Genomic DNA, 19,529 nt, shown 5'->3' with positions numbered 1-19,529 from the left:
CCAGACCCTCGCCCCAACGGACTCCCGTCCACAGTCGGACGAAGGGGGTCGCCCCCGCCCGCATGGGGCTCGAGACTCGAGCACGTGGCAGGGCAGGGCAAGGGGTCGGTGGCCGCTGTGGCGGCGGCCATCGACCTCGTCCTGCCGCGTGGCTGCGCCGGGTGCGGGCGCGCCGGCGCCGCCCTGTGCGCGTCGTGCCGCTGCGCGCTGGCGGACCTGGCGCTCACGGACCTCGGTCGGGTGGCGCCCCACCCGGTCCCCGTCGGGTGGCCGGGGTGCACCGGGACGGTGCGCTACGAGGGCCTGGCCGCTCGGGTCATGAAGTCCTTCAAGGACGGTGACCGACGCGACCTGACCGACCCGCTCGGGCGCCTGCTCGCCGACGCCGTGCTCCGCGCGGTGGCGGAGCCCCCCTTCGCCGGCACGGGCTCTGGGGTGGGCGCTGTGCTGCTCGTCCCCATCCCCTCCGCGCCGGCCACCGTCCGCCGGCGTGGGGACCGACCCACGGTCCTGCTCGCGCGTCGTGCCGCCCGCCTCGTCGCGGGAGTCGAGGTCGCGCCCGCCCTGGTGATGGCTCGGGGGACGGCCGACCAGGCGGGCCTCGACCGTGCCCACCGGCTGGACAACCTGCGCGGCGCGATGACCGTGCCGCGGCCCGAGCGGGTCCTCGGGAGGGACTGCCTCCTCGTCGACGACGTCCTCACCTCGGGCGCCACGCTCGCCGAGGGCCGGCGTGCGCTGCTGGCCGCGGGGGCCGCGCGGGTGGGGATGGCGGTGTGCATGGTGACGCCCCGCAGATCGCGCAGACCCGCCCTACCTTTCCCTCGGCCCACCGACTAACGTGACGTCATGGGTCCCTCGATCGACCGGCGCAGCCGGTGCGGTGCAGGGGCCCTTCGCGTTCGCGGGCGGCAGCCGGCGACGACAGGCCGCCCTGGACGGGGGGTGGTGCCACGGCCAGTGCGCCCTCGCCAGGCGTAACCCACTGCATCACCGATGTCCCAAGGAGGACTCCGTGGAAATTGCCATCACCGGACGCCATGTCAACGTCTCCGACCGACTGCGCGACTACGTCGACACCAAGCTGTCGAAGGTCCAGCAGCTCGACCCTCGCGTGCAGCGGATCGAGGTCATGGTGAGTCACGAGGCCAACCCACGTCAGGCGAAGCTCAGCGAGCGCGTCGAGATCACGTGCCGCTCCAAGGGCCCGGTCATCCGCGCCGAGGCCTGCCACGAGGACCGACAGGCAGCCGTCGACCTCGCCGCCGAAAAGCTCCTCGAGCGTCTCCGTCGCGCCCACGACAAGCGCCACGTCCTGCGCGGTCGCCGGCGCACCTCGGTCGCCGACGCGACCGCCGAGCTCACCGACACCCTGCAGACCGGACCCAGCGAGGAGAGCGTCGAGGCGCCCGACCAGTTCGGCTCCATCGGCGACAGCCCCATCGAGGTCCGCGAGAAGGTCCACGAGAGCGCGCCCATGACGCTCGCGGAGGCCGTGCGACGGATGGAGCTCGTCGGGCACGACTTCTTCCTCTTCCACGACTCCGACACCCAGCGCCCCAGCGTCGTCTACCGACGACGCGGCTGGTCGTACGGCGTGATCCACCTCGACGTCCAGGACGCCGCCCACGACGCGGCCGTCAACGGCACCGCCGTCGAGTCGCCCGTCACCGAGACGGCGCGCGTCGGGGTCTGACCCCCAGCCGGTGATGGCCGCGACCCGACCGGGTCGCGGCCATCGTCCGTGCCCGGCGCGGTTGTCGTCGGGACAGGGCAGGGTGGGGGACGTGACCCGCAGACTCAGCGCGCCGGCCGCCCGCAGGATTGCCCTCGCGGCGCAGGGCTTCGCCCGACCACGGCCCGATCACGCGCCCACCACCCGTGACCTGCAACGCGTCGTCGACACCGTCGGGCTGGTGCAGATCGACAGCGTCAACGTGCTCACACGGAGCCACTACCTCCCCTTCTTCTCGCGCGTCGGCCCGTACGAGACAGGGCTGCTGGACCGCATGCGTGACCGGGCGCCGCGACGTCTGGTCGAGTACTGGGCCCACGAGGCGAGCCTGCTGCCCCCGAGCACCTGGCCGCTGATGGAGCACCCCCGCATGCGCCGTGCCGTCGACGACTCCTGGGGCGGCATGCAGCGGGTGGCCCGCGACCACCCGGAGGTCGTCGCCGCAGTGCTCGACGAGGTGCGCGCGGGCCGGCCGCGCACCGCCCGAGAGATCGAAGCCGCGCTGGGTCACCAGCGCGAGGGTGACCGGGAGCACTGGGGCTGGAACTGGTCGCTCGTCAAGCACGCACTCGAGCACCTCTTCTGGGCCGGGACGATCTCGTCGGTGGGGCGGACCAGCCAGTTCGAGCGGCGCTACGCGTCCCTCGAGCGGGTCGTGCCGCCCGCGGACGCCCGCGCGTGGCTCGACCCCACGGCCCGCCCCACCGAGGAGGCGGCCTACACCGAGCTCGTGCGCATCTCCGCACGTGCCATGGGGGTCGCCACCGAGACCGACCTCGCCGACTACTTCCGGATCAAGCGCGTGCACGTGCGCCCGGCGGTCGAGCGGCTCGTGGCCGACGGCGAGCTGGAACCGGTGGACGTCGACGGCTGGGGCGCGCAGGCGTGGCTGCACGCGGACGCCCGCCGACCGCGGTGGGTCCGGGCGCGGGCCCTGGTGTCTCCCTTCGACAGCCTGGTGTGGTGCCGACCGCGCGTCGAGCGGGTCTTCGACTTCCACTACCGGATCGAGATCTACACGCCGGCCGCACAACGGGTCCACGGGTACTACGTGCTCCCCTTCCTCCTCGGGGAGGACCTCGTCGGCCGGGTGGACCTCAAGGCCGACCGGGCCGTAGGGGCGCTCCGGGCGCAGCGGGTCGGCTGGGAGCCGGGGCGCGGGGGAGCGGACGACCGCCGGGAGCTCGCCGAGGAGCTCGGGCAGATGGCCACCTGGCTCGGCCTCACCGAGGTGGTGGGGGCCTGATCAGGCGAGGCGCTCCCAGTGGAGCACCGGGCGCTGGCTGCCGTCGGGCGCGTCGGCGGCCTCCTCGCGTCCCCACTGCGTGAACCCCGCACCCGTGAGCACCCGGTTGCTCGCCTCGTTGTCCGCGGCGGTCTCGGCGACGAGTCGCCGCAGTCCCAGTCCGCCGTCGGCGACCGGCCGCAGGGCGAGCGCGGCCGCGGCGCGGGCGGCCCTGCCGGCCACCCCTCGTCCGCGGGCACTCGGCCGCAGCGCGTAGCCGAGCTCGGCGGTGCCGCCCTCGACGAGCGTCCCCTCGCGGACGAAGACGAGGACCTCGCCGAGCGGGTCGTCGCTGGCCGCGTCCGCGATGCACCAGGTGACCCCGCGGCCGAGCGACATGCCCTCGCGACGCCGCAGCAGCCAGTCGTCGAAGGTCTGCGGGCTCGGGATCCCCCGCGCGGGCAGGTGGTGCGCCGGGTGGTCGTGCGGCTCCGCGACGGCCCGGTCGTCGTCGCGGATGGGGCGCAGCCGCAGTCCGTCGGCCTCGACGACCGGCGGATCGACCCAGACGTGCCGCGGGGCCATCGGCTGGTCCGGCAGGAGCGACGCCACCCAGGCGTCGACGGCCCCGACCCCGCGCAGCGCCACGCGAGCCGGCAGGGTCCCGTGGTGGGTGAACCCGCAGGCGTGCGCGACGCGCCAGGACGCGAAGTTGCCCCGCGCGCAGAACCAGTACAGGCTCGGCGCCCCGTGGTCGAAGGCCCAGCCGGCCGCCGTCCGCAGCGCGGTCGACATCGTCGAGCGCCCACGGGCCGCCGGGTGGAGGGCGAAACCCACCTCCCACGGCCCAGGAGCGGCGGCCGGCGGGTTCGCCCCACTCATGCGCCTGCCGCTGGAGGAACTCGCGCGCCTGATCCGGGCCGTAGGGCTGCGCCACGGTGGTCCAGCGCACGCACTCGGCGTCGTTGCTCTGCTCCACGAGTGCGGGCAGGTCCGCCTCGGCCATCGGGCGCAGCCGCACCGCCCCGCGCGTCAGCACGGGCACGACGTCGGGGAACGCCCCGGTCGGAACGCCGGGGCTGCGGTGGTCGTTCACTCGGGTCAGGGTGTCCGGTCCGTGGCCGCTCCCGCAACCGATTAGCCTGTGGGCAGACTGTTCCGCGCAGCGGCGTTCGTGCCGTGCCCGGGTCGTAGAGACGTCAGGAGCTTTGTTTCGTGAAGATCGTCGAGCGCATCCTCCGCGCCGGAGAGGGCCGCACCGTCAAGCGGCTCGAGGCCATCGCGGTGCAGGTCAACGCCATCGAAGAGGACTTCGAGAAGATGACCGACGCCGAGCTGCGGGGGGAGACGGACGTCTTCCGCGCCCGGCTGGCGGACGGCGAGACGCTCGACGACATCCTCCCGGAGGCCTTCGCGGCCGTCCGCGAGGCCAGCCGTCGGACCATCGGCAAGCGGCACTTCGACGTGCAGATCATGGGTGGCGCGGCGCTGCACCAGGGCAATGTCGCCGAGATGAAGACCGGTGAGGGCAAGACCCTCGTCGCGACCCTCCCTTCGTACCTCAACGCCATCGAGGGCAAGGGCGTGCACGTCGTCACGGTCAACGACTACCTCGCCGAGTACCAGGCCGAGCTCATGGGCCGCGTGCACCGCGCGCTCGGGCTCGAGACCGGCGTCATCCTCTCCTCGATGAACCCCGAGCAGCGGCGCGCCGAGTACCTCAAGGACATCACCTACGGCACCAACAACGAGTTCGGCTTCGACTACCTGCGCGACAACATGGCGTGGAACACCGAGGAGCTCGTCCAGCGCGGCCACAACTTCGCGATCGTCGACGAGGTGGACTCGATCCTCATCGACGAGGCCCGCACCCCGCTGATCATCTCCGGGCCCGCCGACCAGCCGACCAAGTGGTACAGCGAGTTCGCCAAGATGGTCCGCAAGCTCGAGCGCGGCCACGGCGCCGACCCCATGCGGGGCATCGAGGCCGAGGGCGACTACGAGGTCGACGAGAAGAAGCGCACCGTCGGCATCCTCGAGCCGGGCATCGAGAAGATCGAGGACCTCCTCGGCATCGACAACCTCTACGAGAGCGTCAACACCCCGCTCATCGGCTACCTCAACAACGCCATCAAGGCCAAGGAGCTGTTCACCCGCGACAAGGACTACGTCGTCATGGACGGCGAGGTCCTCATCGTCGACGAGCACACCGGCCGCATGCTGGCCGGGCGCCGGTACAACGAGGGCATGCACCAGGCGATCGAGGCCAAGGAGGGTGTGGAGATCAAGAACGAGAACCAGACCCTCGCGACGATCACCCTGCAGAACTACTTCCGCATGTACGACACCCTCTCCGGCATGACCGGTACGGCCCAGACCGAGGCGGGCGAGCTCAACTCGATCTACGGCCTCGGCGTCGTGCCGATCCGCACCAACCGCCCGATGATCCGCAAGGACCAGGCGGACCTCGTCTACCGGACCGAGCAGGCGAAGTTCAACGCCGTTGTCGACGACATCGCCGAGCGTCACGCGAACGGCCAGCCCGTCCTCGTGGGCACCACGAGCGTCGAGAAGAGCGAGTACCTCTCCGCCGAGCTGACCAGGCGCAGGATCAAGCACGCCGTCCTCAACGCCAAGCACCACGAGCGCGAGGCGAGCATCGTCGCCGACGCCGGCCGCAAGGGCGCCGTCACAGTCGCGACCAACATGGCCGGTCGAGGCACCGACATCATGCTCGGCGGCAACCCGGAGTTCCGGGCGGTCGCGGAGCTGAAGAAGCGCGGTCTCGACCCCGAGGAGACGCCGGAGGAGTACGAGGCGGCGTGGGACGACGCGCTCGCCGCCGCGGAGGCCGCGGTCGCGGCCGAGCACGAGGAGGTCACCGAGCTGGGCGGCCTGTACGTGCTGGGCACCGAGCGGCACGAGTCCCGCCGCATCGACAACCAGCTGCGGGGTCGCTCCGGCCGCCAGGGTGACCCGGGCGAGTCGCGCTTCTACCTCTCGCTCGAAGACAGCCTGATGCGCCTCTTCAACGCCGGCTTCGTCGACCGCGTCATGCAGACCGCCAAGATCGACGACGAGACGCCGATCGCGGGCAAGATGCTCACGAAGTCCATCGAGGGCGCGCAGAGCCAGCTCGAGGGGCAGAACTACGAGACCCGCAAGAACGTCCTCAAGTACGACGACGTGCTGAACCGCCAGCGCACGGTCGTCTACGACGAGCGCCGCCGCGTGCTCAGGGGCGAGGACCTCGAGGAGCAGGTCCGCCACTTCATGACCGACGTCGTCGGGGGCTACGTCGACGCCGAGACCGTCGGTGGGTTCTCCGAGGACTGGGACCTCGAGCGACTCTTCACCGCGCTCAAGGCGATCTACCCCGCCTCGCTCACCCCGGCCCAGCTCATCGAGGGTGCAGGCAGCCTGGCCGCCCTCAACGCGCAGAGCCTGCGCGAGGCGATCGTCACCGACATCCACGAGGCGTACGACCGCCGAGAGGCCGAGCTCGGCGAGCCGGTGGCCCGCGAGCTCGAGCGCCGGGTCGTGCTGTCCGTCCTCGACCGCAAGTGGCGCGAGCACCTCTACGAGATGGACTACCTCAAGGAGGGCATCGGCCTGCGCGCGATGGCCCAGCGCGACCCGCTCGTGGAGTACCAGCGCGAGGGGTTCCAGCTCTTCGAGGCGATGAACGAGGCGATCAAGGAGGAGTCGGTCGGCTACCTCTTCAACTCCGAGGTCCAGGTGCCAGAGGTGCCGGAGTCGAGCACCCAGCCCAAGAGCGTCGACGCGCTCCTCGGCGGGCGCGCGGAGCGCCCCAAGGTCTCGGCCAAGGGCCTGGAGGACGGCTCGCGCCAGCGCAACCTGCACTACTCGGCCCCGTCGGAGGACGGCGGCGTCGAGGAGCACGACGAAGGGGGCTCCGCCAGCGGGACCCGCGCCGAGCGTCGTGCGGCGGCCCGCAAGGCGAAGAAGGCCGGTCGCCGGGGCTGAGCTAGCCCACCTGCAGCGCCTCGACCACCCACCGGCGGTCGCGGCCGACCAGGCGAAGCGCGAGGGCGCGGACCCGGCCCCCGTCGACGAGCACGACGGCCGCCTCGACGACGTCGGGTGCGGGCTCGCAGGTGTGCACACGCACGACCCGCGTGCGGTGGCTGCGGCCGGTCGTCGTGGCGCGTCGCGCGGCGCGTGACCCGCGGCGGGCGACGACGGCGTACACCTCGGGGCTCGTCCAGCGCATGACCTGGCCGGGCGGGCGCACCCCGTGCATGACCTCGACGAGGCCCTGGGCGATGTGCGCGGCCCACTCCCGCGGGTCCGGCAGGTCGCAGGCTCGCGTGGGCTGCCGACCGAAGACCTGCTCGTCGCTGGCCGCCGCGAAGTCCACGGCCAGCGCGTCCTGCACGTAGGGGGCCTGCCCGCGGGCGCGCTCCTCCCGTCCCTGCCGGTGCGTCGGCAGCGGGATCCCGGGTGGGCTGTGCCGCGGTGCGGGCAGGACCTGGATGGGTGCGGTGGTGGTCATGGTCTCCCCTTCGTGGCCGGGACGGTCGCCCGGGTCGTGTCGCTCGGTGCTTGCAGCTGGGTGCCCGGCAGGAGGATGTGCGGGTCGGGGCCGATGAGCTCGGCGTTGGCGAGGTGCCAGCGGGGCCACGCCTCGGCGACCTCGGCGTCGGAGGCACCCGGACCGAGGTGGGCCGCGGCGATGGACCACAAGGTGTCGCCACGTCGGACGACGACCTCCGGGCCGGACGCGTCGCGCTGCCTGCCGGTGAGCAGGGTGGGGTCGGTGCGTTGCCGGCGGACCGGCCGGTGCGGTGTCCAGCCGGCGGCTGGCGCGGTCACCGTGACCCGGGGGCCTGGTGCGCTCCATCCGGGCGAGGGGAGTGACGTCGCGTCCGCCGTCGTGGGCGTGGGCGTGGTCCGGGACGTGGCTCCCCACCCCGGTGACGGCGGGTCGCCGTGCTCGAGCCGGACCGCGGCGACGGCGGTGCCGGGCAGGACCGTGGCGGTGACCGATGCCCCGAGGGCGACGGCCGCCCACCGGCGCACGATGGCCGGCGTCACGCGGTCGCGGACCCGGCGGGCCAGTCGTCCCAGGCCGCCCGGCAGGGTGGTCGCGATGCTCAGGCCGAGGCAGGACGTGAGCCATCCGGCGACGAGGGTCGCGAGCAGCGACGCCAGTCCGGCGACCGCCGCGGCCGGGTCGCTGCCCGTGGCGGCGACGCCGTCGAGCAGCCGCGCGGTCCCGGCCGCGGTCGCCGTCGTGAGGGCCGCGCCCCCGAGGAGCCCCGCCCCGGCCAGCGCCACCGTCGTCGTGCGTCGCATCGCCGCCCCTTCGTGTCCCGGGTAGCAAACGATGCTGTTTGATGTCGTTTGCTGTTGATTGATAGCAAACCATGGCATCCGACGTCGCGCAACGGGTGGGCGCAGCGAACCGCGCCTACATTGGGGCCGTGCGCTGGGACCGGCTCTTCGACGACCTCGAGGCGCAGCTGGCTGCCCAGGCCCGGCTCGAGCTCGACGCCGAGGTCGCCGAGCGCACCCGCACCGAGCGGGCGCGGGTCACCCTCGGCGAACGCTTCGCCGGAGCCGTCGGCGCGCCGCTGGTCGTGCGCCTACGCGGCGGGGCGCTCGCGCGCGGCGTCCTCGAGGACACGGGGGAGGGATGGCTGCTCCTCGTCGAGGGCACCGGTCGTCAGGTCCTCGTCGCCACCGCGGCGGTGCTCGGGGTCTCGGGGCTGCGTCGGCCGCGCGACGACACCCGTGCACGCCGCTTCGGCATCGGGTCCGCGGTGCGGGGCATCAGCAGGGACCGCCGGGCCGTGGTCGTCGTCGACGTCGACGGGGGCACCGTGCACGGGACGATCGACGCCGTGGGGGCTGACGCCTTCGACGTCTCCGAGCATCCTCTGGACGCGCCGCGTCGGGCCGAGCACCTGCGCGGCGAGCGGGTCATCCCCTTCGCCGCCGTGGCGATGATCGCCTCGTCGTGAGGTGGGGCGATCAGCCCTCCGGGCCGCCGCGGGCGACGAACTCGCGGGTCTGCGCGTACATCCGCTCGATGTAGGCGTCGAGCTCGTCGACCTCGACCCGCCACTGGCCGCGACCGCCGACCTTGATCGCCGGGAGCTCCCCGCTGCGCACCAGCGCGTAGGCCTGGGCGGCGGAGACGCCGAGGACCTCGGAGACCTCGGTGAGCGGGACGAACTTGCGCGGCATGGGGCCAAGTCTGCCATCGCCCCCGGACGGTTCCGGGCGACGGCGCGGCTGCCTGTGGATGGTCGTCGGGCGTGGAGCGCCGGGTTTGGGCATGATGCTGAGCGACGCCAGCACCCGCGACCCCGAGGACCATCGTGAGCCCGTTGCCCACCCCCACCGCACGCCGCCTGACGGCGCCGTCGTGGAAGGACGCCCGCCTGCTCGTCGGGATCCTGCTCGTCCTGCTCTCCGTCGTCCTCGGCGCCGTGGCCATGAGCGCGGCCGACGACCGCGTCGGTGTCTGGGCGGCGAAGGGGGAGATCACCCCCGGGCAGCAGATCGAGGAGAGCGATCTCGTGCGCGTCGACGTCCAGCTCGGCGACGCCGCACCGGAGTACGTGCTCGCCAACGAGCGCCTGCCCAACGGCGCGGTCATGGGCCGGGAGCTGCACGACGGCGAGCTGCTGCCGCGCGCCGCCGTCGTCGACCCGGTCGACCTGCGGGTGAGCCAGGTCGCCGTGCACGTCGAGCCCGCGTACCTGAGCAACCTCGTCAAGGGGTCGCGGGTCTCGGTGCACGCGGTCGACCCGCGCACGACGACCGCATCGGGCACCGACGAGCAGGCGGCCGACGACCGTCCTCGCTACGAGGAGATCGTCGAGCGGGCGACGGTCCATGCGCTGCCCACGAGCGGCGGTGGCGTCATGACCTCGGCCTCGGGGTCGACGGCCATCATCGTCGTGCCGGACGGGGTTGTGAACGAGCTGCTCTCGCTCGACACCCGCGAGACGCCCATCAAGCTCGTCCTCGAGTCGGGCAGCCCGGAGAAGAAGGACGGATGAGCGTCACCGTCCTCACCGCCCTCGCGCACGACTGGGAGGGACGCATGGTCGAGATCGTCGACCGGCTCCCCGGGGTCTCCGTCGGTCGACGGTGCGTCGACCTCGCCGACCTGCTCGCCGCCGCCTCGGCGGGTCTCGGCGACGTCGCCCTGGTCTCCGCGGACCTGCGGGGTCTCGACCGCGACGCCCTCGGCCACCTGCGCACCCACGGGGTCGACGTCGTGGGCGCCAGCCGGGACGGCGACGAGGCACAGGAGCGCCATCTCCGTCGTCTCGGCGTCGAGCGACACGTCCACACGGGCACGCCCGGTGAGGACCTGGTCGAGGTCCTGACGTCCGGCCCGACGACGCCGGGGGGAGGGCTGCCCCTCGTCACGGACCCGGCCGAGCCGTGGCCGGGCGAGGACCCCCCGACCGCACCCCGCAGGTCGGTCCCCGACGGCCCCGACCCGCAGGAGGCACCGCCCGTCCGCGGTCGCGTCGTCGCGGTCTGGGGGCCCACCGGGGCCCCGGGGCGCAGCACCCTCGCGGTCAACCTCGCCAGCGAGATCGCCGCATCGGGGCACCCGGTCGTCCTGCTCGACCTCGACACCTATGGCGCCGCGGTGGCCCAGCTGCTCAGCGTGCTCGACGAGGCACCCGGCCTCGCCGCGGCCGCCCGCGCCTCCGAGCTCGGCACGCTCGACCTGCCCTCGCTCGCCCGCCTGGCCGTCGAGGTCTCGCCGGCCTTCCGCGTCCTCACCGGCATCCCCACGCCCACCCGCTGGACCGAGGTACGGGCCTCGGCGGTCGAGCACGTCATCTCGCTCTCCCGGGCGCTCGCCCCCTTCGTCGTCCTGGACCTGGCGTTCTGCCTCGAGGACGACGAGGAGCTCAGCTACGACACCGTCGCCCCGCGTCGCAACGCCACGACCCTCACGGCGCTCGCCGAGGCCGACGACCTGCTCCTCGTCGGGGCGGGCGACCCGGTCGGTCTGCAGCGCATGGTCCGCGCCGTCCAGGCCGTCGGGCAGGTCGCCTCCCCGCCACCGCGACCGGTCGTCAACCGGTTGCGCGCGTCCTCGGTCGGGCCCGACCCGCGACGCCGCGTGGCGGAGTCGCTCGCGCGCTTCGCCGGTCTGGAGGACATCGCCTTCCTGCCCGACGACCCGATGGCGACCGATGCCGCCCTGCTCGCCGGGCGCACCCTCGTCGAGTGCGCCCCCGAGTCGCCGCTGCGCCACGCGATCGCCGAGCTCGCCGCGGGGTTCACCGGGGTCGCGGCGCCGGCCCGCGCCCGTGCCCGGAGGGGACTCCTGCGCAGGGCCTGACATGGGCGGCGCGGGACGAGGGGTGCCCGGCGGCCCCGTCCGTGCCACGATGTCGTCCGTGGTGAGCAGACTCAGTCCCGTCGATGCCGCGTTCCTCCACGTGGAGGAACCGACCGTGCCGATGCACGTCGGCTCCGTCATGCTCTTCGAGCCACCCGCGGAGGGCGTCGTCGACCACGACGGCTTCGTCGAGGTCGTGGGGGACCGGATCGCCGGTCACGGCCGGTACCGTCAGCGCATCCGTCAGGTGCCCGCCGGGCTGGACAACCCGGTCTGGGTCGACGACGAGCACTTCGACCTGACCTACCACGTGCGACGTGCCGGGACGCCGGCACCGGGTGGCCGGCGCGAGCTCGAGGACTTCGTGGCCCGGATCATGGCCCGACCGCTCGACCGGGACCGCCCCCTGTGGGAGGCCTACTTCGTCGAGGGCCTGCAGGGCGGTCGGTTCGCGGTCGTCACCAAGGCGCACCAGGCGATGATCGACGGCATCCACGCGGTGGACCTCGCCCACCTGCTCGTCGACCCGGATGCCATGCCGGTCGACGAGCGTGGCCAGGCGTCCGTCCCCGCCCCTTCCGACCTGCGCCTCGTGGCCGACGCCCTGCTCGGCTCCGTCCTCAACCCCGCCAAGGTGGTCCGCGGGGTGGGGCGCGGGGTGCGTGACGTCTCCCGCACGGGGCGGCGCCTCACCGAGACCGCCGGCGCGCTCGCGGTGACCCTCACCAGGGTCGGCGTGCGCCCCGCGCCCCCCTCACCGCTGCGGGCCCACGTGGGCGCCTCCCGGCGCTACGTCATGGTCGAGACGGAGCTCGACGACTACCGCCGCATCCGCAGCCGGCTGACGCGCGGGCGCTATGTCGCCGACGTGACGATCAACGACGTCATCCTCGCAACCGTGACCGGCGCCCTGCGCGCGTGGATGCAGAACCGCGGCCTGCCGGTCACGGGGTCCTCGAGCCTGCGGGTCATGGTGCCGGTGAGCGTCGTCGACGGCACCGGTGACCAGCTCACCGACAGCTCGCTGACGGCGTGCTTCATCGACCTGCCGATCGGGGAGAACACCCCGTCGATGCGGCTGCACCAGATCTCCTTCGCGATGCGCCAGCAGATCGAGTCCGCGGCCGCCGAAGGGGTCGATGCCTCGTCCCTGGCCTCCATGGGCGGCTTCGCCCCGCCCACGCTGCACTCGCTGGGTGCCCGCCTCGGCAGCGCGATGACCAGGCGCTTGTTCAACCTCGTCATCACCAACGTCCCTGGCCCCCAGCAGGCGCTGTACGTCGAGGGCTGCCGGCTCATCGAGACCTACCCCGTCATGCCGCTCGGGCGCAGCCAGGGGCTGGCCATCGGGCTGACGTCCTACGACGGCAAGGTCTACTACGGGCTCACGGCCGACCGGGACTCGATGCCCGACGTCGACATGCTCGCGGACTCGATCCACGAGGCCCTCGCCGAGCTGAGCTCGGCCGCCCGGTCGGCGCGCGACTGATGCGCGTCTACCTCCCGCTCCTGCTCGCCGAGCTGGGCGCCGTCGCCGCCGACGCGCGCCTGCCGGAGCGATCCGGTTACATCGTCTCGGACGCCCTGCGCGCCGCTGACACCGAGGCCGACGAGGAGGACCTCGAGTTCGAGGCCATGTGCCAGGCGCTCGACGCCGCTCGGGGACTGGGCCCGGGGCGGCGTGTCGTCGCCGCGGCCGACATCGCGGACGCGCCGGCGACCGGCAGGGGTGCCGGGCTCGACCGGCCCGTCGTCGTCCCGCTCGGGGACGTCGTCTCCTTCCACGTCGAGGAGGAGGCGGGGGAGGTCGGCGCCGGCTACGACGACCTCCTCTGGTACGACGTGACGGAGCTGTCCGACCTCACCTGAGGCACGCACCGGCCCTCGGGGCGAGGCGCGCCGGTCAGCTCAGACGCTCGGTGAGCAGCCGCACCTCGGTGTCCATCGACTGCTGGACCGGCGTCATCGCGGCCTCCTCGACCTTGCGACCCAGGAGGGGGATGGAGCAGCGCAGGTCCCCGTCGACGGTCATCGTCGAGCCGACGGCCGCGGCAGCGAGCACGATGTGCCCCCGCAGGGTCACCGGGACGCCACCGACGGTGATCTCCAGGTCCGCGGTGCGGGAACCGTCCGCGGCGGGCGGTCGCCAGGTCTGCTGCTCGGTGATCTGCAGCGTGTCGCCCACCATCGAGGTCACGGGGCCGGGCATGCCCCGTGTCGGCAGCACCCTCTCGGTGTGCACGGCCGTGAGCCCCCCCACCTGCTCCGTGACCGAGGCGCGCCCCTCGGGCCCGGCGCCGATCTTGGCCTGCTGGTACTCCGTCGTCGAGATGATCGCGAAGACGTCCTCGACGCCAGCGGGCAGGGGTGCGGTGTGGCTGATCCTCATGGGGTCACGCTAGCGCCGCCCGCCCCTCGGCGCGCACGCGTCAGGCGCGCAGCGCGTCGCCGGCGGCGGTCAGGGCGTGGCGCGCCTGCTCGCACTCGGCGCTGAGGCGCGTGCGGTGCCGCGACATCGTCGTGACGGTCTGGTGCACCCGCTCCTGGAGGCTCTGGCGCATGCGGTCCCCGTCCTCCTCGGCCCGTCGGTCGGCCAGACCGGTGATGCCCCACGGGCGGCCGACGGTGCCGTCCCGGACTTCCAGGCCGGCCTCTCGCGCCTCCTCCTCGAGCGTGCGCAGGCGGGCGATCGACGCCGCGAGCTCGGTCGCGGCCAGCTGCAGGCGCGAGCCGGAGTCCTCGAGGGCCGTGGCGACCTCGGCGCTCGCACCGGCGAGGACGTCGACCCGGCGTCGCGTCGCGACGGCCATGGGGCCGGTCCACCCCGGGGCGGCATCCGCCGCGGCCCGTTCGAGGTCCTCGACGTCGGCGCGCAGCCGCACCGCGGTGCGGCGCAGGGTGGAGGCGAGGGCGCTCATCGAGGCCGGGTCGCCGAGCAGGGGATGGGTCATCGGTGCTCCCGCGCGCCCTCGGCCAGCGGGGCCGCGGCGCGCGCGTGGGACCCGAGGGAGAGTGCGACCTCGCGGCAGCCGGAGGACAGCTCGCGCAGCACGTCGACCGCGTCGTCGACCAGCCCGTCGACGGCCGCCTGGGCGGTGCGGTCACCGACCGTCACCATGTGGTCGAGCAGCTCCTCGTCGGCCGAGACGGCGTGCCCCGCCAGGCTCGACAGCGCGGCGCCGAGCGCTGTCAGGTCCTCGGGTCGGGGGTGCGAAGGGGGCATGGTCCGGCCAGCCTATCCGCGCACCCCGCTCCTGCCGGGGGCCTCGTCCACAGCGTCCACGCAGTTCCTCCGCGGGCCTCGCGCAGGCGCGTCCCTCCCGGTGGATGTGATCTGCGCCATGGGTACTACGCTCGGAGTCGGGCGGGACGACGACGTCCCGCAGGAACCGAAGACATGCATCTCGAGGACGCTCATCCATGGCCCAGCCGCCTGTCCACCCTGCCATCGACCCCGCGCCCGTCACGGCCGAGGACATCGCCGCCGCCGCCCGCGCGGCAGGTGCCGACCCTGCCTTCGTCGATCGATACCTCCGGGACGTCGACGTCGAGGTCCTGCGGGAGCGCAGCGCGACCGAGCTCGTCGCACTCGCGACAGCCCACCGGGAAGCCGCCGCCCGCCGACCCGAGGGCACGTCCGTCGTCGAGGTCGTCCGCGGGGTCGTGCACATCGTGACCGCGGACCGGCCCTTCCTCGTCGACTCCGTGCTCGGCGAGCTCGCGAGCGAGGGCCTGGGTGTCTCCATGCTCATCCACCCGCTCTTCGTCGTGCGTCGCGACGAGGACGGGGTCCTCACCGAGGTCGTCGACCTCGACCCGCGCACCCCGCAAGAGGACGGGCTGGTCGACGAGTCGTGGATCCGTGTGGAGCTCGACGGGCGCTGCGACACGATGGTCGTCCAGGAGCGCATCAGCGAGGTCGTCGACGCCGTGGCCCTGGCGGTCGACGACTGGGAGCCGATGCGCGCTGCGGCCCTCGAGCTGGCCGACGCGCTGGACGCCGGGCACGGCACGGGGGACGCGCCCTCGCAGCGTGCGGCGGCCGACTTCCTGCGCTGGCTCGTCGACGACCACTTCACCTTCATCGGTGCCCGCGACCACCTCGTCGAGGCGGACGGGGTGCGGGCCATCCCGGGCACCGGCATCGGCATCCTGCGCTCGGACTCGACGGCCGAGGCGATCACGCCCCTCGGCGAGAGCCCCGTCGACCCGGAGGAGCTCGGCTGCGTCACCGTGGGCAAGTCCCACGCGGTGCTGCCGGTCCGCCGCGCGACCCACCCGGACCTCATCGCCGTGCGGTTCCACGACGCCGAGGGCCGCCTCGTCGAGCGCCGCTTCGCCGGGCTCTTTGCCTCGACGGCCTACACCAGCTCGGTCCTGACGATCCCGCTCATCAAGGACAAGGTCGAGCAGGTCCTCGCCGAGTCGGGCTGGGCGCGCCAGAGCCACTCGGGCGGCTTCGCGATGCGCCTGTTCGAGACCTTCCCGCGCGACGAGCTCTTCCAGGCGCCCGTCGACCACCTGCTGCGGGTCGTCACCCGGATCCAGCAGATGGTCCACCGCATGCGCACCGCGACCTTCCTGCGCCTCGACTCGGGTCGGCAGTTCGTCACCGCGATCATCTACCTGCCGCGCGACCGCTACACGACCAAGGTGCGGCACCGCATCGAGCAGGAGCTCTGCGAGGCGACGGGGGCCGACGAGGTCTCCTTCACCGCGCACGTCTCCGAGGAGCCGATGGCGCGGCTGTACTACATCCTCAGGGGGTCGACGGGGGTCCGGCTGCCCCGCGGAGAGGTGCGGGCCGAGCTCGAGTACTCCGTGGGCCAGGCCGTGCTCACGTGGGAGGAGCGCCTCGTCACCACCGCCCGCGAGCTCGTCGGTGACCGCTCCGAGCACCTGCTGGAGTCGTGGATCGACGGCTTCCCGCTCGACTACCAGGAGGACTTCGCGCCCGCCCAGGCCGTCGCGGACCTGAAGAACCTCGTCACCCTCGACGAGGGGACCCCCTTCGCCTGCGCGCTCTACGACCCGCGACGTGGCCACGGAGGGGGTGAGGACCCGTCCGTGCGCCGCTTCAAGCTCTTCAGCATCGCGGAGCTGATCCTCGACGACCTCATGCCGATGTTCCGCGACCTCGGGGTGCAGGTCATCGAGGAGGAGCCCTACACGCTGACCCGCACGGACGGGGTGAGCGCCGGCGTCTACGACTTCGCGCTGCGCGTCTCCGACCCCGCGCTGTGGGAGGCGTACAGCCACGAGGACCTGCGGGCCCTCGTCGAGTCGACCGTGCTCGCCGTGCGCGCCGGGCGGACCGAGTCCGACGGGTTCAACGCCCTCGTCATCCGGGCCGGCCTCACCTGGCGCCAGGTCGGGCTGCTGCGCGCGCTCGCCCGCTACCTGCGCCAGGGCGGCGGCAGCCGGAGCCAGCGCAGCCTCGAGGCTGCACTGGTGGAGCACCACGAGATCGCCCGCGACATCGTCGACCTCTTCGAGACCCGCTTCGACCCGGAGCGCTACGCCGGCCTTGCCGACGACGCGCGCGCCGCCGCCGAGCAGGAGATCACCCAGCGCATCGACGACGCGCTCGAGCACGTCTCCTCGCTCGAGCACGACCGGATCATCCGTGCCTTCGTCGGGGTGGTCGGCGCGACCCTGCGCACGAGCTACTTCGTGCGTGACGCCGACGGCCGACCGCTGCCGCGGATGTCCTTCAAGCTCGAGCCGGCCAGGGTGCCGGACCTGCCCAAGCCGCACCCTGCCTTCGAGATCTGGGTGCACAGCCCCCAGGTCGAGGGTGTCCACCTGCGGTTCGGCGCGGTCGCCCGGGGTGGCCTGCGGTGGAGCGACCGACGCGACGACTTCCGCACCGAGGTGCTCGGTCTCGTCAAGGCCCAGATGGTCAAGAACGCCGTCATCGTCCCGACCGGCAGCAAGGGCGGCTTCGTCGGCAAGCTGCTGCCCGACCCCGCCGCCGACCGCGAGGCCTGGCTCGAGGCCGGTCGCTCGGCCTACCGCGCCTTCATCTGCGGGCTGCTCGACGTCACCGACAACCGGGTGGACGGCGCGATCGTGCCGCCGGAGCGCGTCGTGCGCCACGACGGGGACGACTCCTACCTCGTCGTCGCGGCCGACAAGGGCACCGCGACCTTCTCCGACCTCGCGAACTCCATCGCCCGCGAGTACGGCTTCTGGCTCGACGACGCCTTCGCCTCCGGCGGCTCGGTCGGCTACGACCACAAGGGCATGGGCATCACCGCCCGAGGCGCGTGGGAGTCGGTCAAGCGGCACTTCCGGGAGCTGGGTCACGACACCCAGACCGAGGACTTCACGGTCGTCGGCATCGGTGACATGAGCGGCGACGTCTTCGGCAACGGCATGCTGCTCTCCGAGCACATCCGCCTCGTCGCGGCGTTCAACCACCTCCACGTCTTCATCGACCCCGAGCCCGACGCGGCCACGTCCTTCGCCGAGCGCCGCCGCCTCTTCGACCTGCCGCGCAGCACCTGGGACGACTACGACCGCTCGCTCATCAGCGAGGGGGGCGGCGTCTGGCCGCGCAGCGCCAAGTCGGTCCCGGTGAGCGAGCAGGCCGCTCGTGCGCTCGGCCTCGAAGGGATCACGTCGCTGACGCCCAACGAGCTGATCAACCACGTGCTCAAGGCCCCCGTCGACCTGCTGTGGAACGGCGGCATCGGGACCTACGTCAAGGCCACCGACGAGAGCCACGCCGAGGTCGGTGACCGCGCCAACGACGCGATCCGCGTCGACGGCACCCAGCTGCGCGCCCGCGTCGTCGGCGAGGGCGGCAACCTCGGCGCCACCCAGCGCGGTCGGATCGAGGCCGCCGTGGCCGGGGTGCGCATCAACACCGACGCCGTCGACAACTCCGCCGGCGTCGACACCTCCGACCACGAGGTCAACATCAAGATCCTCCTCGGAGAGGCGATCCGCCGCGGCACCCTCGACGAGGACGCCCGCGTCGAGCTGCTCGCGTCGATGACCGACGAGGTGGCCGAGCAGGTCCTGCGCGACAACTACGAGCAGAACGTCCTGCTGGGCAATGCCCGGGCCCAGGACGGGACCATGCTCGTCGTCCACGAGCGGCTCATGGAGACGCTCACGGCACGCGGCGAGCTCGACCGCGAGATCGAGTTCCTGCCGACCCGCGCACAGGTCCACGACCGCATGGCGGCGGGGGAGGGGCTCTCCTCGCCGGAGCTGTCGGTGCTCCTCGCGTACTCGAAGCTGGCGCTCAAGACCGACCTGCTCGACTCCGACCTGCCGGACGACCCGGCGACGGAGCGCCGGCTCGTCGACTACTTCCCGACGCCGCTGCGCGAGCGCTTCCGCGAGGAGCTGCGGGCACACCCCCTTCGTCGGGAGATCGTGACGACCGTCGTCGCCAACGACCTCGTCAACCGCGGCGGGATCACCTTCGTCCAGCGTGCGACGGAGGAGACGAGTGCGACGTCGGTACAGGTGGCGCGCGCCTACCTCGTGTGCCGGGAGGTCTTCGGCCTCGACGAGTACGTCGCCGCCGTCGAAGCGCTCGACAACGTCGTGCCGACCCGCGTGCAGACGCGCCTCTACCTGGAGCTGCGGCGACTCATGGACCGGTCGGTGCGGTGGTTCCTCGCCAACCGGTCCGGGCGCCTGGACGTGACGGCGGAGATCGAGCGCTTCCGCGAGCCGGTCGCCGAGATCGCGCCGCACATCCCCCAGCTGCTGCGGGGGGAGCAGGCCGACCGCCTGGCCCGCAAGACCCAGGACCTCGTCGACGCCGGGGTGCCCACCGACCTGGCCCGGCGCAGCGCCGGCCTGCTCGACCTCTACCCCGTCCTCGACATGGTCGACATGGCGCGCGACGGCGGGCGCACGACCCGCGAGGTGGCGGAGACGTACTACCTCGTCTCGGAGGCCTTCGGCATCGACGAGCTGCTCATCATGGTCACCCAGCTGCCCCGGGAGGAGCAGTGGGACGCCATGGCCCGTGCCGCGCTGCGCGACGACCTCTACGCGACGCTGCACACGCTCACCGGGTCGGTGCTCGGGCACGCCGGCGACGACCCGGCGGCCCGTTTCGCCCAGTGGTCGGAGGAGCACGACGAGGCGCTCGAGCGGGTGCAGGGCCAGCTCGCGGGCATCCGTCAGCTCAACCGCCCCGGCGTCGCCGCGCTGTCCGTCGCGCTGCGCACCCTGCGGTCCGTCACCCGGTGACCGAG

Annotated in this window: 17 protein-coding genes; 10 read left to right on the top strand and 7 right to left on the bottom strand. The window is 73.2% G+C overall.

All coding sequences use genetic code 11. From position 1 onward, the window contains the following. The first annotated feature begins 84 nt into the window (after positions 1-84). The 3 genes from V3C34_RS14875 (at position 85) to V3C34_RS14865 (ending at position 2,981) form a co-directional block, all read left to right on the top strand. Entirely contained in the window at positions 85-840 is a 756-nt protein-coding gene (locus tag V3C34_RS14875; RefSeq protein WP_345914091.1) for a ComF family protein, read from the top strand. A gap of 175 nt (positions 841-1,015) precedes the next feature. Next, on the top strand, positions 1,016-1,696 hold the full coding sequence (gene hpf, locus V3C34_RS14870) for a ribosome hibernation-promoting factor, HPF/YfiA family (protein WP_068322166.1): 681 nt from the start codon (positions 1,016-1,018) through the stop codon (positions 1,694-1,696). 91 nt (positions 1,697-1,787) lie between these two features. After that, positions 1,788-2,981 (top strand): winged helix-turn-helix domain-containing protein, encoded by a 1,194-nt coding sequence (locus V3C34_RS14865; protein ID WP_346007534.1) that lies wholly within the window; start codon positions 1,788-1,790, stop codon positions 2,979-2,981. Here the strand turns inward: V3C34_RS14865 and V3C34_RS14860 are convergent, their stop codons facing one another. Further along, positions 2,982-3,842, bottom strand: coding sequence for a GNAT family N-acetyltransferase (locus V3C34_RS14860; RefSeq protein ID WP_346007533.1), 861 nt, complete (start codon positions 3,840-3,842; stop codon positions 2,982-2,984). 333 nt (positions 3,843-4,175) lie between these two features. Here V3C34_RS14860 and secA point away from each other — a divergent pair, with 333 nt between their 5' ends. Beyond that, positions 4,176-6,947, top strand: coding sequence for a preprotein translocase subunit SecA (gene secA / locus V3C34_RS14855; RefSeq protein WP_338537782.1), 2,772 nt, complete (start codon positions 4,176-4,178; stop codon positions 6,945-6,947). A 1-nt stretch (position 6,948) separates the two neighbouring features. Here secA and V3C34_RS14850 read toward each other — a convergent pair whose 3' ends face one another. Continuing rightward, entirely contained in the window at positions 6,949-7,476 is a 528-nt protein-coding gene (locus tag V3C34_RS14850) for an Rv3235 family protein (protein WP_068423948.1), read from the bottom strand. Next, positions 7,473-8,279 carry a LysM domain-containing protein gene (locus V3C34_RS14845; RefSeq protein WP_346007532.1) on the bottom strand — a complete coding sequence of 269 codons (807 nt, stop codon included), beginning with the start codon at positions 8,277-8,279 and terminating at the stop codon, positions 7,473-7,475. Before V3C34_RS14845 ends, V3C34_RS14850 begins: the two co-directional genes overlap by 4 nt. A 128-nt stretch (positions 8,280-8,407) precedes the next feature. Here V3C34_RS14845 and V3C34_RS14840 point away from each other — a divergent pair, with 128 nt between their 5' ends. Then, positions 8,408-8,947, top strand: a complete 540-nt coding sequence (locus tag V3C34_RS14840) for a hypothetical protein (RefSeq protein ID WP_338537785.1) — start codon at positions 8,408-8,410, stop codon at positions 8,945-8,947. A gap of 10 nt (positions 8,948-8,957) precedes the next feature. On the opposite strand, the gene V3C34_RS14835 is transcribed toward V3C34_RS14840, so the two are convergent. Beyond that, the gene (locus V3C34_RS14835; protein ID WP_068322183.1) at positions 8,958-9,173 is read right to left on the bottom strand and encodes a helix-turn-helix domain-containing protein; all 216 of its coding nucleotides are present in this window, start codon (positions 9,171-9,173) and stop codon (positions 8,958-8,960) included. Between the two features lie 143 nt (positions 9,174-9,316). Between V3C34_RS14835 and V3C34_RS14830 the strand changes: the two genes are divergently transcribed. From V3C34_RS14830 to V3C34_RS14815, 4 genes are read left to right on the top strand one after another with little or no spacing between them, the layout of a single operon-like run. Beyond that, positions 9,317-9,994 carry a hypothetical protein gene (locus V3C34_RS14830; RefSeq protein ID WP_338537786.1) on the top strand — a complete coding sequence of 226 codons (678 nt, stop codon included), beginning with the start codon at positions 9,317-9,319 and terminating at the stop codon, positions 9,992-9,994. Next, positions 9,991-11,304 (top strand): AAA family ATPase, encoded by a 1,314-nt coding sequence (locus V3C34_RS14825; RefSeq protein WP_338537787.1) that lies wholly within the window; start codon positions 9,991-9,993, stop codon positions 11,302-11,304. Before V3C34_RS14830 ends, V3C34_RS14825 begins: the two co-directional genes overlap by 4 nt. A gap of 1 nt (position 11,305) precedes the next feature. Beyond that, a complete protein-coding gene (locus V3C34_RS14820; protein ID WP_346007531.1) occupies positions 11,306-12,793 on the top strand; it encodes a wax ester/triacylglycerol synthase family O-acyltransferase in 1,488 nt (495 codons plus the stop codon). Next, positions 12,793-13,173 (top strand): DUF6912 family protein, encoded by a 381-nt coding sequence (locus V3C34_RS14815; RefSeq protein ID WP_068322197.1) that lies wholly within the window; start codon positions 12,793-12,795, stop codon positions 13,171-13,173. Before V3C34_RS14820 ends, V3C34_RS14815 begins: the two co-directional genes overlap by 1 nt. A gap of 34 nt (positions 13,174-13,207) precedes the next feature. On the opposite strand, the gene V3C34_RS14810 is transcribed toward V3C34_RS14815, so the two are convergent. Genes V3C34_RS14810 through V3C34_RS14800 form a run of 3 tightly spaced genes read right to left on the bottom strand, consistent with a single transcriptional unit; the run spans position 13,208 to position 14,527 of the window. Further along, positions 13,208-13,693: a DUF2505 domain-containing protein gene (locus V3C34_RS14810; protein ID WP_068322199.1), complete on the bottom strand. Its 486-nt coding sequence runs from the start codon at positions 13,691-13,693 to the stop codon at positions 13,208-13,210. A 40-nt stretch (positions 13,694-13,733) separates the two neighbouring features. Further along, positions 13,734-14,255 (bottom strand): WXG100 family type VII secretion target, encoded by a 522-nt coding sequence (locus tag V3C34_RS14805; RefSeq protein WP_068322202.1) that lies wholly within the window; start codon positions 14,253-14,255, stop codon positions 13,734-13,736. Continuing rightward, positions 14,252-14,527 carry a hypothetical protein gene (locus V3C34_RS14800; RefSeq protein WP_068322205.1) on the bottom strand — a complete coding sequence of 92 codons (276 nt, stop codon included), beginning with the start codon at positions 14,525-14,527 and terminating at the stop codon, positions 14,252-14,254. The genes V3C34_RS14805 and V3C34_RS14800 overlap by 4 nt, the downstream gene beginning before the upstream one ends. 197 nt (positions 14,528-14,724) lie before the next feature. On the opposite strand from V3C34_RS14800, the gene V3C34_RS14795 reads away from it, so the two are divergent. Beyond that, positions 14,725-19,524, top strand: a complete 4,800-nt coding sequence (locus V3C34_RS14795; RefSeq protein ID WP_346007530.1) for an NAD-glutamate dehydrogenase — start codon at positions 14,725-14,727, stop codon at positions 19,522-19,524. The last annotated feature ends 5 nt before the right edge of the window (positions 19,525-19,529 follow it).

The organism is Janibacter terrae, from assembly GCF_039636765.1.
GTDB classification, from domain to species: Bacteria; Actinomycetota; Actinomycetes; order Actinomycetales; family Dermatophilaceae; genus Janibacter; species Janibacter terrae.
This window is presented reverse-complemented; position numbering and strand designations above follow the sequence as displayed.

What these genes read in the sequence shown, in the direction of transcription:
- V3C34_RS14805 (WP_068322202.1), bottom strand. Translation starts at nt 14,255, where the DNA reads ATGACCCATCCCCTGCTCGGCGACCCGGCCTCGATGAGCGCCCTCGCC.
- V3C34_RS14860 (WP_346007533.1), bottom strand. Translation starts at nt 3,842, where the DNA reads ATGAGTGGGGCGAACCCGCCGGCCGCCGCTCCTGGGCCGTGGGAGGTG.
- V3C34_RS14800 (WP_068322205.1), bottom strand. Translation starts at nt 14,527, where the DNA reads ATGCCCCCTTCGCACCCCCGACCCGAGGACCTGACAGCGCTCGGCGCC.
- V3C34_RS14845 (WP_346007532.1), bottom strand. Translation starts at nt 8,279, where the DNA reads ATGCGACGCACGACGACGGTGGCGCTGGCCGGGGCGGGGCTCCTCGGG.
- V3C34_RS14815 (WP_068322197.1), top strand. Translation starts at nt 12,793, where the DNA reads ATGCGCGTCTACCTCCCGCTCCTGCTCGCCGAGCTGGGCGCCGTCGCC.
- V3C34_RS14820 (WP_346007531.1), top strand. Translation starts at nt 11,306, where the DNA reads ATGGGCGGCGCGGGACGAGGGGTGCCCGGCGGCCCCGTCCGTGCCACG.
- V3C34_RS14835 (WP_068322183.1), bottom strand. Translation starts at nt 9,173, where the DNA reads ATGCCGCGCAAGTTCGTCCCGCTCACCGAGGTCTCCGAGGTCCTCGGC.
- V3C34_RS14795 (WP_346007530.1), top strand. Translation starts at nt 14,725, where the DNA reads ATGGCCCAGCCGCCTGTCCACCCTGCCATCGACCCCGCGCCCGTCACG.
- V3C34_RS14850 (WP_068423948.1), bottom strand. Translation starts at nt 7,476, where the DNA reads ATGACCACCACCGCACCCATCCAGGTCCTGCCCGCACCGCGGCACAGC.
- V3C34_RS14810 (WP_068322199.1), bottom strand. Translation starts at nt 13,693, where the DNA reads ATGAGGATCAGCCACACCGCACCCCTGCCCGCTGGCGTCGAGGACGTC.
- V3C34_RS14825 (WP_338537787.1), top strand. Translation starts at nt 9,991, where the DNA reads ATGAGCGTCACCGTCCTCACCGCCCTCGCGCACGACTGGGAGGGACGC.